This window comes from Paenibacillus sp. IHB B 3415, assembly GCF_000802655.2.
GTDB classification, from domain to species: domain Bacteria; phylum Bacillota; class Bacilli; order Paenibacillales; family Paenibacillaceae; genus Paenibacillus_AQ; species Paenibacillus_AQ phytohabitans.
Genome location: NZ_JUEI01000045.1, coordinates 64,543 through 77,908, shown reverse-complemented (window position 1 = coordinate 77,908; position 13,366 = coordinate 64,543). Strand labels below are relative to the sequence as shown.

Annotated in this window: 11 protein-coding genes; 1 reads left to right on the top strand and 10 read right to left on the bottom strand. The window is 52.7% G+C overall.

Annotated elements, in window-relative coordinates:
• The coding region (locus QW71_RS20090) for an MMPL family transporter (RefSeq protein WP_052770097.1) at positions 1-2,052 on the top strand (2,052 nt) is incomplete at its 5' end.
• 173 nt (positions 2,053-2,225) lie between these two features.
• Here the strand turns inward: QW71_RS20090 and QW71_RS20085 are convergent.
• From QW71_RS20085 to QW71_RS20035, 10 genes are all read right to left on the bottom strand, one after another.
• Positions 2,226-3,737, bottom strand: coding sequence for an ABC transporter ATP-binding protein (locus QW71_RS20085; protein ID WP_052770096.1), 1,512 nt, complete (start codon positions 3,735-3,737; stop codon positions 2,226-2,228).
• Between the two features lie 14 nt (positions 3,738-3,751).
• A complete protein-coding gene (locus QW71_RS20080) occupies positions 3,752-4,423 on the bottom strand; it encodes an energy-coupling factor transporter transmembrane component T (RefSeq protein ID WP_039302619.1) in 672 nt (223 codons plus the stop codon).
• 3 nt (positions 4,424-4,426) lie between these two features.
• Positions 4,427-6,166 carry an ABC transporter ATP-binding protein gene (locus tag QW71_RS20075; RefSeq protein ID WP_039302616.1) on the bottom strand — a complete coding sequence of 580 codons (1,740 nt, stop codon included), beginning with the start codon at positions 6,164-6,166 and terminating at the stop codon, positions 4,427-4,429.
• The gene (locus QW71_RS20070) at positions 6,163-7,965 is read right to left on the bottom strand and encodes an ABC transporter ATP-binding protein (protein ID WP_039302613.1); all 1,803 of its coding nucleotides are present in this window, start codon (positions 7,963-7,965) and stop codon (positions 6,163-6,165) included. The genes QW71_RS20075 and QW71_RS20070 overlap by 4 nt, the downstream gene beginning before the upstream one ends.
• A complete protein-coding gene (locus QW71_RS20065) occupies positions 7,962-8,564 on the bottom strand; it encodes an MptD family putative ECF transporter S component (RefSeq protein ID WP_039302610.1) in 603 nt (200 codons plus the stop codon). Before QW71_RS20065 ends, QW71_RS20070 begins: the two co-directional genes overlap by 4 nt.
• A gap of 121 nt (positions 8,565-8,685) precedes the next feature.
• On the bottom strand, positions 8,686-9,651 hold the full coding sequence (locus QW71_RS41440; protein WP_152679811.1) for an AraC family transcriptional regulator: 966 nt from the start codon (positions 9,649-9,651) through the stop codon (positions 8,686-8,688).
• 404 nt (positions 9,652-10,055) lie between these two features.
• Complete coding sequence (locus QW71_RS20050; protein ID WP_039302604.1) at positions 10,056-10,505, bottom strand: DUF1877 family protein; 450 nt, start codon at positions 10,503-10,505, stop codon at positions 10,056-10,058.
• 430 nt (positions 10,506-10,935) lie between these two features.
• Entirely contained in the window at positions 10,936-12,390 is a 1,455-nt protein-coding gene (cls, locus tag QW71_RS20045) for a cardiolipin synthase (protein ID WP_039302601.1), read from the bottom strand.
• A 327-nt stretch (positions 12,391-12,717) separates the two neighbouring features.
• A complete protein-coding gene (locus tag QW71_RS20040; protein WP_039302599.1) occupies positions 12,718-12,933 on the bottom strand; it encodes a hypothetical protein in 216 nt (71 codons plus the stop codon).
• Between the two features lie 3 nt (positions 12,934-12,936).
• Positions 12,937-13,302, bottom strand: coding sequence for a hypothetical protein (locus tag QW71_RS20035; RefSeq protein ID WP_039302596.1), 366 nt, complete (start codon positions 13,300-13,302; stop codon positions 12,937-12,939).
• Positions 13,303-13,366: the final 64 nt, after the last annotated feature.

Below are 13,366 nucleotides of genomic sequence, written 5' to 3'. Positions count from 1 at the left end.
GCCGGCCAAGCCGCTGCTGCCGATCCTTCCGCTGCCGCTGGCCAAGCCGCTGCTGCCGATCCTTCCGCCGCTGCCGGCCAAGCCGCCGCTGCCGATCCTTCCGCTGCCGCCGGCCAAGCCACTGCTGCTGATCCTTCCGCCGCTGCCGCCGCACAGTCAGCTCCTTACGGTCCGCTAATGGTTGACGGCGCTCCGGTTCCCGGCGTTATGCTGTCTGCGGACGGCAATATTGCCCTGTTCCAGTTCCAGTTCACGGTTCAGCAGACCTCTCTGCCATCGGATGTACCGGATAACATCATCGATACCGTGACTGAAGTCGAGCAGGCAGGCTCCGGCATCACTGCGATTCCGAGTGATTCCCTGAAGAGCATCCCGGCTATCGGCTCGACCGAAGCAGTCGGTGTTGTCGTCGCAGCTGTCGTACTGTTCATGACGCTGGGCTCGGTCGTTGCTGCCGGTCTGCCGCTGATCACTGCGCTCCTCGGCGTCGGAATCAGTGTCGGAGGCGCGTTTGCCCTCGGCAGTCTGATCCAGATGAATGACATTACACCGGTTCTCGCTGTGATGATCGGTCTGGCTGTAGGTATCGACTACTCCTTGTTCATTGTTAACCGCCAGCGCCGCCTGATTCTCGATGAGAAATTAAGTGCCGGCGAATCCGCCAGCCGGGCACTCGGTACCGCCGGCAGCGCCGTATTCTTCGCCGGTCTGACCGTTATTATCGCCCTGTGCGGTATGCTCGTTATCGGCATCGGTTTCCTGTCGACCATGGCACTTGTGGCCGCAGCCAGCGTCCTGATCAACGTCCTGCTGGCGCTGACCCTGCTGCCTGCACTGCTGGGACTGGTCGGTGAGAAGATCGTCACCGCCAAGGCCCGGACGAAGAATACCGCTGCCGCTAAAAAAGCGCAGCACAGCTTCTCGCACCGCTGGGCAAATGCCACGGTGAAATACCGCTGGGTGATCATTATTCTCGTTGTACTCGTTCTCGGAACAGCAGCGATTCCGGTAACCAAGATGGAGCTTGGCATTCCTTCGGGCGCCTCGGCAAACCTGGATACTCCGGCCCGCCAGAGCTATGATGTGATCTCCAAAGGGTTCGGCGAGGGCTTCAACGGACCGCTGCTGCTGGTAGCGGAGCCGAAGAACCCGTCCGACAAAATTTCGATGGAGCTGCTGGGCAAGCTGACTCAAGAGCTGCAAATGCATGATAACGTTACACAGGTGTCTCCGATGGGCGTGAATGCCACCGGCGATATTGCCATCATCAGCCTGATCCCGAAAACGGGTCCGACAGATGCAGCTACAAGAGATCTAGTGCAGGAACTGCGCGATCCGTCTTCCAGCCTAACCTCAGGGAATAATATTAATCTTGGTGTGACCGGCTTCACCGCCATCAATATTGATATGTCTTCAAAGCTGTCTGACGCCTTCCCTGTCTACATCGGCATCATTGTTATTCTCTCGCTGATCATCCTGCTGCTGGTCTTCCGGTCGATTATCGTACCGATCAAGGCAACCATCGGTTTTGTTCTCAGTATCCTTGCCACCTTCGGTGTGACCACCGCTGTCTATCAGTGGGGATGGCTGCATTCCCTGTTCGGCTTCGATACAGGAGGACCGCTGCTCAGCTTCATGCCGATTCTGGTCACCGGCATTCTGTACGGTCTGGCTATGGATTATCAGGTGTTCCTGGTCAGCTCCATGCGTGAAGCTTACGTCCACGGCCGCCGCGGCAATGACAGCGTCGTTCACGGCTACGATCTCGCCAGTCGCGTTGTGCTTGCCGCAGGCGTAATCATGGTTTCCGTCTTCTTCGGCTTCATCTTCGCCCCTGATGCGATGATTAAGCAGATCGGCTTCGCACTTGCCTTCGGCATCCTGATCGATGCCTTCATCATCCGGATGACGCTTGTTCCGGCTGTCATGGCCGTCTTCGGCGACAAGGCCTGGTGGCTGCCGAAATGGCTGGACCGCCTGCTGCCGAATCTCGATGTTGAAGGCGATAAGCTGATCGCCAAGCTGAATGCCGGGAGCGGACAGAAGCACTAGAATCCCCCCACAAAGTGAAGCCTTAGCTTCAATGATTGCTCTGGTATTTTGCGGGGACCACATACGTATAAATTCCTCTAAGTGGAGACAGCTTTGCCGTCCTTTTTTAGCACCAACGCCGTCCCCCATAACAAAAGCAGCGCCTGCAGACATTGTCCGCAGGCTGCTTTTGTTTATTTCCCCGCTTGCATCAGCCGGATTACCTCAGGTACCGTAGCGGAAGTAACCGCCAGATCCGCTTGCAGCTTCCCGTCATCAAGGAGAAGCAGCCGGTCACAGGCGCCGCAGACCAGCTCATAATCATGGGTGATTACGAGCACAGTCACTCCGGATTCAGCCATCTCCCGGATCAGCTTGATGACACGGCGCATATTTCTTCCATCCAATCCGGAGGTGGGCTCGTCCAGAATAATCATATCCGGCCGGTTCATCAGTCCAACGGCAAAGGTCAGGCGCTGCTTCTGCCCGCCGGACAGCGAAGCCGGGTGATGCTCACGGTATTCCCACAAATCCAGCTCCTTCAATAACCGTTCCGCCCGCCTGGCCGCATCCGGCTCGTCCTCATGGGTCATCAGCAGCTCGTTTCGCACACTGTCTGAGAATAGCTGGTAATCGCTGTCCTGCATCACAAACCACATTTTGCGCAGACGCTTATTAGCCTTGCATGGCTCCCCGTTAATCCGGATGACTCCTTCCCGTTCCCTGAGCAGGCCGCACAGTGTTCTGGCCAACGTGGTTTTGCCTGCACCGTTAGGTCCGGTGAGCGCTGCGATTTCCCCTCTGTTCAGTACAAAGCTCAGGTCCTCCAGAACCGCACGCTTAAATCTTCCAGGGGCGATATTTGCATGCTCTACAGCGATATGCTCCAGGTTCTGCTGCCGGTTCCTCCTCTCCTGTCCCTCCGCCTGCGCTGTGAAGTTATCTGCGCCTTCAGAAACAACAGGTGAGCGCAGACCATACGTGTCCAATTCTCTGGACGTCAGGGCAAGCAGTCCGGCCCGGGTCCATTCTGCGGTAATCTGTCCGCCGGCCATGTAGATAATCCGGTCCGCCAGCGGAAGGAGATAATACAGCCGGTGCTCAGCAATAACGATGGTTTTGCCCCTGGCCTTCAAGGCTGACAGCATGCCTCCCAGCTCTCTGGTCGCAGCCATATCCAGATTGGCTGAGGGCTCATCCATTACGAATAGCTCCGGATCGGTAAGGCGGGCAGAAGCGAAGGCCGTCTTCTGTTTCTCTCCGCTGGATAGCCCGTGAAGCCCGCGGGAGAGCAGACCTGTGATGCGGAATTCCTCTGCCAGCGCGGATACCCGTTCAAGGATCAGCGACGGATTCAGGCCATAGTTCTCACCGCTGAAGGCAATCTCGTCTGCCACCACAGAAGTGAAGAATTGGCTTCTGGAATCCTGGAATACGCTGCCTGATGTCCTCCCGAAGCTCCAAGGCTCGATCTCATGGATATCTCTGCCCTTGAGTCTGACGCTGCCCGTAAGCTTGCCTTCATAGAAATTGGGAATCAGTCCGTTCAGCATCCGGGTTAATGTCGTTTTCCCGCTTCCGGACGGCCCGGTGATGACTACACATTCGCCTTCGGCTACGCTCAGATTCACACCGCTTAATTGTTCATAGGAATCATTATATTGAAAAGACACATTTTCAAACTCAATTATCGTTTGTATATCCATTCTTGTCCCCCGTCCTAGAATACTGCAGCCATTAAGCAGGCATATGCCGCCAGCACGAGGTAATCCTGCAGCCCGAATGCGATGCGGTGAATACTGGTTTTGGGGCCGGGATCGTCAATTCCCTTCACCGTTGCCGAGGCTGCCAGCTCATCTGAAATCTTCATACTCCTCATGAGCAACGGCATGATTGTATATTCGTAGGTACGCAAAGGACGCAGCCAGTTCACAGGTGAGGTGAAGGAGACTCCCCTCAACCTGGCAGAGACCTGGATCGCTTCATGCTCCAGTCTGATCACCGGCATGAACCGGAAGCAGACAGCTAACGAAATAAGCAGCCCCCTGGGCAGGCGGAGTGTTGCCAGCGCGGACATCAGCTTGCCGGAGGGGACCCTACCCAGCGAGCCCGCCCCCATCATGACCGGCATGAATCGCAGTCCCAGATAAGTCAGGAAGCGCAGTGAGCTTAAGGCTCCGCTTCCTCCCCGGTTCAACAGCTCCTGCAGCCCAAGCAGCAGTGCAGCAAGAATCAGATATTTCACCACCGGCACATATATGCCTTGAACCAGCAGATAGGCAGCCATGAAGAGAGTAACCATCCAGACCTTATCCATATCGGCCCAAAAAACAGCCACGCTCGTGACCAGCACTACAAGCAATTGTGTGCGCGGGTCAAACACTACACGCATCAGCTATTTCACTCTCCATCCTTCAGCTCCCTGTTGGGTATCCCATAGCTTCTCATACAATCCGTGATGTGCCAGAAGCTCTTCATGGGTCCCCTCTTCCACCAGTTCCCCTTGATCTAGAACAATAATCTTGTCTGCATTGCGTATCGTCTTCAACCGGTGGGCAATCAGAATGACGGTTTTGTCCGCCACCAGTTCATTGATCGCCTGCTGCACAGCCGTCTCGTTCTCCGGGTCCAGTGAAGCCGTCGCTTCATCCAGCAGCACAATCGATGCATCCTTCAGCAGCGCACGGGCAATGGATACACGCTGCTTCTCGCCTCCAGATAAGGTAGAGCCCCCCTCACCTACAGGTGTGTCGTAACCCTGGGGCAGTGCGGAGATGAACTCATGGCAGCAGGCCCGCTTGGCCGCAGCTTCGATCTCAGTCTGGGTAGCCTTCATATTACCGATCCGGATATTGTTGCCGATCGTGTCCTGGAACAGATATACATCCTGGAACACCATTGATATTTCGGACAGCAGCTGCTCCGGGTCGGCGCTGCTGAGCGGCTGACTCCCGATCGATATTGTGCCTTCCTGAATCTCCCAGAACCTGGATATCAGGCGGGTAACCGTGCTTTTCCCGCTGCCTGACGGTCCTACCAGTGCCGTAATTGTATGCGGCTGAATCGTAAAAGAAAGATCCTTCAACACCGGCTTCTGTGCATCATATCCGAAGGTCACATGATCAAATATAATCGGCGCACCTGAAGGAATGCTTCCGCTTCCCTGCTGAGGCTGCTCCTGCCGGACGTCCATAATCCGCCGTGCACTATAGGCCGAATAACGTATCTCGCCGTAATTCATCAGCACAACCGTAAGCGGCTCGAAGATCTTGGTCCCGACCAGCAGAAACAGCAGGAAGACAGGCAGCGTCAGCTCTCCCCCGGCCAGCGAATAGCTCCCGGTCACGATCATCAGCGTGAGGCCAGAGCGGGTAAGCAGCATCGCCCCCATAATCATCGGACCCATGATACCTTCCAGCCGGATGGACGCCCGTTTCAATTCATCAAAGGACAGGCGCAGCCGCTCAAAACGCTTGCCGCCCATATTATGGGCTTTGATCTCGCGTATTCCCGACAGGTATTCCTGCAGGCGGCTGGCCGCCTCATTCTTGGCCCGCACATGATTCTCGCTTAGACGGGCCTGCAGGGAATCGGTCAGCCAGAGCAGCAGAACACCGAACGGCATGGCCGCGAACATCGCCAGCGCCATCCGCCAGTCCACGAAGAGCAGGCCGGCCAGCGCAAGCACCGGAAGCATCACCGCACTGATCAGCTGCGGCACATTGTGCGAAATGGTCTGTTCCACCTGTCCATAATCGCTTAAGAGCAGGTTCGTAATATCTCCCGGGTCCCGCCGTCCGAAGAAGCCCAGGGACAGGTGGCGGATATGCTCCGCCAGGCTTAACCGGCCGGAGGCAGCCAGTCCGTAGGCTGTTTTATAGGTTTTGTCATACAGATAAGAATAGGCCGCATACTCCACAACCAGCCAGATCAGCAGGATGACGCTTACGGTCCACATCCGGCCAAGGTTCAGGCCGGATTCCGGCTCTGCGAAGGAGAGATAGATCGTGTTGAAGATATCTGCCAGCAGCGCGGCAGGTACAACCTTGGCGATACCGTCCAGAATGGCAGCTAGTGCGGAAGGCAGCAGACTGCGCGTATTTCCGCCTGAGATATTATAGAAATAATGGTTCATCTCTCGGTCCCCTCCCCCAATCTCCACTGGGCGGCAGAGATATGCGACTGCCACATCTGCTCATACAGGCCCTTGTGCGCCCGCAGCTCCTCATGGGTTCCGCGTTCGGTAATTTGGCCTTGCTTCACTACAAGAATCTGTTCAGCCCCCTGGATCGTTGACAGGCGGTGGGCGATAATCAGCACCGTCTTGCCTTTGACCAGCTCTGCCAGCCCCTGCTGAATCTTCCGCTCATTCTCGGCATCAGCATAGGCCGTTGCTTCATCCAGTACAAGAATCGGGGCATTCTTGAGCAGTGCGCGGGCGATGGCCACCCGCTGGGCTTCCCCGCCCGACAGATACGTACCGCCTTCCCCGATTCTGGTATCATAGCCTGAGTCCAGCCGCACGATAAATTCGTGGCAGCAGGCTGTCTTCGCAGCAGCGATAACCTCTTCTTTCGTCGCCCTCGTATTCCCCATGCGGATATTCTCCTCGATCGTGTCGTAGAAGAGGTGCACATCCTGGAATACGAAGGAGACCGTATCCATCAGCTTCCCGGTGCCGATCTCCTGAACAGGCACGCCGCCGATCATGATCCGGCCCTGCTGCACATCCCAGAAACGCAGCAGCAGACTGGCAATCGTCGATTTGCCTCCCCCTGACGGCCCCACCAGCGCTGTCATTTCGCCGGCGCTGGCCGTGAAGCTGATCCCCGACAGGATCGGCTTGTAATTCATACTGTCCTCCGGTTCATAAGCGAAGGACACGTTATCGAAGACGATATCATACCCGGATGGCAGCTGCGGCGACTCCGGTTCACTTACCGGCTTCTCGGCAAATACCGCCTCAATCCGTTTGTTGCCTTCCACAATTTCTCTCATGCCTCCTCCCAGAAAGAGCAGCTTCAGCAGCGGAGCTGACAGGCTTGGACTGATGAGCAGGAACAGGATCAGGGTCACAGCAAACGACTGGTTACCGGCCTCTCCGCTGGCCAGCAGGATACCTGCTGGTATGGCGAAAACAAACAACGAGCCGATAATTACAAAAAACAGGCTGTATGAAGTCTTGCACAGGTTCGTTATCCGCAGGGAAATGTCACGGTAGCGGGTCACTGCATCCCGGAAGGTGAGGAAGGAATCTGCGGCAATGCCGAACACCTTAACAGCAGGCATTCCCCTCACATACTCCACACCAGTTGCATTCATCTCTTCTACAGCATATTGGAATTCCCGATACGCCTTCTGTCCGCCCTCGCTCCCGAACACTCTGGCCTGCAGCCAGAATCCTGCCCCGATCGGCAGCAGCAGCACCAACGCCATCACATAGTCCAGCCAGAACAAGTAACCCAGCAGCAGCAACGGGACAATCACCGCTGATACGAGATCAGGCAGCTGGTGGGCGATAAACTTCTCTATTTTTTCTACACTGGTCTCAATAATCTTCTTCAGCTCTCCGGTAGCCGTCCGGGTATGATAGCCCATCGGTACTTTGGCCACATGGTCGGACAGCCGTACGCGCAGCTCATACAGAATGTTGAATGCGGCGATGTGCGAACACATCCCTCCGATATAGAGGGTAATTAAGGAGCCCAGCAGCGACAGCAGGGCGATAATTCCGCACTGAACAATAAGATCCTTGTTGATTCCGCCGGCATCCCGCGCATGAAGCAGCAGCTCCTCAATGATGCGATACACCGCTGCAAATGGAACGACCTGCAGTAAGCTGGAGAGTGTGGAGAAGATGCTGGCTGTAACCAGAAGCCCTTTTTTGCCGGCTACAGTCTTCAGCAGTCCCAGCGCCTCAGAATTACCTTTCATCGGATAACACCCGCTTTAATGAAATGCTTGTTCAGCAGCCTGGAGGCGAAGCCGCTGCCGAGCAGCGTCATGCCGAAGGCAAACAACAGGCTTGCAGCAATCCATGCCGGAGAGTAAGCAAAATACAACATTCTATCCAGCGTATCTGCATCAAACATCCCCGAGAGATACCCGCTGCCGTAGACATAAATGGTTACCGAGGTGCCCATGCCATAAAAGCAGCCGTAGACCGCGTACGCCAGCGATTGTCTGGTCAGTCTTCTGTACTGGGTTCCGTCTCCCCGGAACAGAACCGCTTCACCGAACAGCCCGGCCAGTGCGAAGAATACCAGCATCAGCGGAACCCCCATCAGCGTATACACCAGTCCGTTAACAATGCTCTGCACCAGCAGAGCCCCTCTTTTGGCAACCTTCATCGCCATAACCAGATACACAATGGCTGAGAAAAAGAGGCAAAAACCAGCAATCAGCGGCATCGCCGCCGCTCCTATTACAGGCGTCAATATGGAGCCAACGATGGCATTGACTGCATAAATCAGAATGCTGAAGATCCCAATCAATATGTAATCCTTGGTTTGAAGTCTTGTAGCTTTGGTCATTTCGAATCTCTCCCTGCGGTTAATTGATAATCATTATCAATTGTAACTATCGCATAATACAGCTTTATCCGACACCTGAATCGGGAGGATTCGCATACAGAAACGGATTATTATGATACAGCTAGGCCCTGCCGAAATAACGGGAAGGAACAGTACCATACTTCTGGCGGAACTTCTCGGCAAAAAAGCTGGGATTACTGAACCCCGTCATCACCGCCGCCTCTGTTACGGTAGATGAGCAGGTTTCGAGCAGACGATACGCAGCCTTAAGTCTGCAGTCAATAATATAAGCATGCACCGGCATGCCAAAAAGCTGCTTGAAGCCTTTTTTCAGCTTGTATTCGTTAAGACACACCCGCTTAGACAGCTCCTGGATACCTGGGGCAGCCAGCAGATCATGATCCAGAATCTCTTTGGCTCTCAGCAGTGAATCAATATCTGTTCTGGACAGAGCTGTACGCACCGCCGGCTTGTCCAGTGCTTCATGCATATATACAGCGGTCAGCTCCATCACCTTCCCTTCGAGATAGATCCGCTTGAGACTGTCCTCGAAGCTGCAGCGGAGCATCTCCTCGAAGATCTGCTTCATCAGCGGAGTAGCGGAATGTGTCTGAAAAGGCTCCTGCCGGCCAGCCTGACTGCTGAGCTTACGCACGGGTTCGAATAAATCCGGGTCTGCCTTGACGGTAATTCCGTAATACGGTATTCCGGCCTGATACATCCCCACACAATCCGCCGGCTGATGCCCGAATACGGACAGCTCCCCGTGGTTAAGGCGATAGTCGCGTTTCGATGCCCGCACCTGCCACTCAATCGGTGAACCCAGGCAGTAGCTCCATTTCATGGAGCCCTCCGGTTCACTGCTGCGCATCTCGATGTTCTCCCTGAAGCACACCTCACATACAGTAATCTCAAGGGCCGGACTGACTGTGATCCGCTCCCAGTAGCCCTGGCCGAGCTGCTCCGGAATCTGCAGCCTGCTCTTCGCTGACTGCGGACGATACAGACCGTTCAGTCCTTCCGCCAGTGCATGATGCCTGGGCTGCAGGCTCTCAATGTCATACCAATCTGCTTCCCCTGCCTTCATACCGCTTTCACCTCTTTCATATCTATCGATATATAGCTATGCAACGCATCATTGATCTGATTGATAATCATTCTCATTATATCCGGAAACCTTGCTGGTTTGTACTGCGGTTCTGCCGGTCTGCCGGCCTGAATAATCCTGTTGATGAATTAGCAGCTGCTATTTACGAAGATTCTACCTCCACTCTGGAATTAAACAGCGAATTTTTTAGTAATTATTACGATTAATATTCTGTATCTTATCTTTTGCCTTCAATAATGTCAACGTTACCTTTCCCCTCATCGCCTACTTCAGGGACAAATGAAACACCCTATAATTGCCTAGACGACAAAAAAGAAGGCCTGCAGACATTGTCCGCAAGCCTTCTTTTCTATACAGCAGCACTTTCTATACAGCCGTACTCATCAAGCTACACTGAATATTACATGCATTCCAGCTGCCAGCGCCTTCTCGTAAAAGCCCAGAAGTGCTTCAAACTCACCCTTCAATTCCTGCCTCAGTGCTTCCGTTCCGTAATCCGGCTCCAGCCTGCCGAAATCCAGTTGTTGCATTGCCCGGATAATTCCTTCCAGCTCATCATGCTCCGTACAGGCAAAAAATCCGTCTTCCTCTTCCATCTCAAACACATGCACTCCTACGACTGCTTCACTTAGCGGATTCCCGTCTACCGGTTCGCTGGCTGAAACCCCGGTTAGCGATAGATGGAGATCCTCCCATAATTTATCTATATCATAATATTCATTCCCGGCTTCGATAAGTTTCTCCAGCGTACCCATCAGCGCTGCTCCATCCATCGCCACCATGCTCTCCAAGGTGTCCTCATCAACCATTACATATTGACCAAGCATCCCCATCTGCTTCTCCTCCTAAGTTTCCTGCTTGGTATATCACTTATATCCCTAGTACAACATCAGAACTAAAAGAAGTGAGTTCAGTAAACAATGCAGCAAATTATGGGTTCAGTTCCAAGTGGAAATTCGGTAATAGTTGTATACTGTACAATTAAAAACAACGAAAAGGCAGGCTTGAGTCTTATAACTGTAGTCTATACAACTAAATTTGCCCGAATGGGTGAGAACCAGGACACAATCGTAGTTTAATTGTACGAAATACAACTAAACGGAGAATCGGTTGAAAATCATATCTTTTAGTTGTACAAAGTGCAATTAAGCATACTGCGTATACCGTAATCGGGTCACTGCAAACCCTCAGCAAGCGATTTACCAAAGTGGTTTTCACTAGGTAAAATCTAACGCTATACTAGTATCCTTACACCGTCTTCTTCTATAGAATAGGCGACAGCAGCCGCGATATTCCTTCCTTCAGCTTAATCATAAGCGAACGCTCCTTGTACCGCTCGGGCGTAAGCTCAGAGCTTAACCGGCTGTCCTGCAGAAAAAGGTCCTCAAGCTGTGCGGCGACCTGACGGTCATACACAATAGCATTAACTTCGAAGTTCAACCGGAAGCTGCGGGAGTCGATATTCATCGTCCCTACAGATGCTACTTCCCCGTCTGCCACAATCGTCTTGGCATGCAGGAAGCCGTTCTCATAGAGCAGGATTTTGGCCCCATAATTGAGTAAATCGCCGGCATACGCCCAAGTGGCCCAATACACGAACGGGTGATCAGGTTTGTTCGGGATCATGATGCGCAGATCCACCCCTGAGAGCAGGGCGATTTTGCAGGCATCCATGAAGCTGGTATCCGGAATGAAATAGGGGGTCTGGATATATACACTTTTCCTGGCTGATAAAATAAGCTTGATGTACATGTTCTTCAGATGCTCCGTCTCCGAATTGGGACCGCTGGTGATGATCTGAACCGGGCTTGTCCCCGTATGGCCCACTGTGTAAAAGGAGAATTCCTCATAATCCCCCCGCTTATGCTTCCCGGCCTGATGCCAGTCCAGAATAAATCTGCCTTGAATATGATTGACGGCATTCCCGGTGATCCTGAGGTGGGTGTCCCGCCAATAGCCGAATTTCTTATCCAGACCGAGGTATTCATCTCCGACATTGAACCCGCCGATATAGGCGGTCATGCCATCAATTATGCACAGCTTGCGGTGATTCCGGTTGTTGATCCGGAAGTTCAGCGGTCTGAGCAGAGACGGGAAGAACACCTCCACCTCTCCTCCTGCTGCACGTAATTCTTTGAAGAACCCGGGGGCAATCCGTTTGGAGCCGACTTCATCGTAGAGCAGCCGCACCTTCACGCCTTCCTCTGCTTTGCGGGTTAATGCATCTCTCAGCTTCTTCCCCAGCGCGTCCGGCTGAATGATGTAATACTGAATATTGATCTCTGTCCGGGCAGACCGGATATCCTCGAATAATGCGTCGAATTTCTGATGCCCGTCACTGTAGATAACGATGTCATTATCACTGGATAAAAGACCATGCGACGATCTGATATTCATCGTGATGAGCTCTGTGTATTTCTGCAGCCAGGGAGATATCCCTTGCACTTCATCCTGCAGTGCTGCCAGCTGCCGGTCTGTCTCGGCCTGGACAAAGTCCTGCTCTTCAATAAACAGATTGTAGAAATTCTTCTTCTTCAGATTACGCCCGAAAAAGATATACAGAACGAACCCCAGGATAGGGATGAAGAACAGAACCATCAGCCAGGCCCAGGTATATCCCGCCTCTCTCCGCTCAATGAACAGGAACCCCAGCGCCAGCAGGATATTTATGAATGTGATGCTTGAAATAATAAGCGTCGTTATACTTGCGAATTCCATGCCCTATCCCCCTCTCGTGCGGAAGCCTGAAGTCCTCCCGTGACTAATACTGCCACCTTACGGGCGACTTCTTTCTGTAGCTGCTGCGGCAGCTCACATGGGCTGGTCATAGCAACATGTGTTAATTTAACATTCATAGTCGGAATTCCCCCACTTCTAAAGTGGCGGGATGAAATGGCTAAGGTCTTTTTTACTAAGAAATTTACAAGTCTCACATGTGAACATTCGTGCTATAAACTATAACATATTCATGAAAAAGCGGTAAGACAACCCTTGGATTGAAAGGTGTCTTATCGCTTCTAGTTCCGGTAAACCGCCAATTCCGTGTCAGCGCCTCAATATTCTGTACATTTTCTCAAAAAAAGAATTACGCAGAACCTTGGAGATCACCTTCTCAAAATTCAGATGCTCCGTATTCAGCCCGTCGGCGGCACAGCTGTCGATATATTCGTTCCAGAAGCTGAAAGCCCCGCCGGGGTCGATCTCTATTTTTCTTTTAAAGAGCAGCATTTGTGCAAAAGTATCCTTAACTTTCACTTCCATAGCCTACTTTCTTTTTACAATCAAACAACTAAGTATAATAATAGCTATGTTTGCTATCAGCAGCCCAGTATAAGCATCCGACAAACGGGTCCGGTGTACCCATAGCTTAACAATTTCACCCGACACCCCCATTTTCATTAAATAGGGTTCCAATCCCTTTGTAGTAAGCTTATCACCGTAGACCAGCGGTATATCAATAATATCGTTGGTTCCTATTTCGGGAGTAAATTCAGCCCATAATTGTTCGGCCCATTTGTCATATTTATAGCTGAATACTTCGTCTGATTCACGGTTTTCCCACCTGTAATTCCCCGCAACAACTAATATCCCCAGTGTAAGGATGCTGATTAGCAGAATTTTAAATTTCAATAGGCCGCCTGCTTTCAGGACAATAAGTCTATCCGTTGGATAGGCTTTTGTCCGTTATTATTCA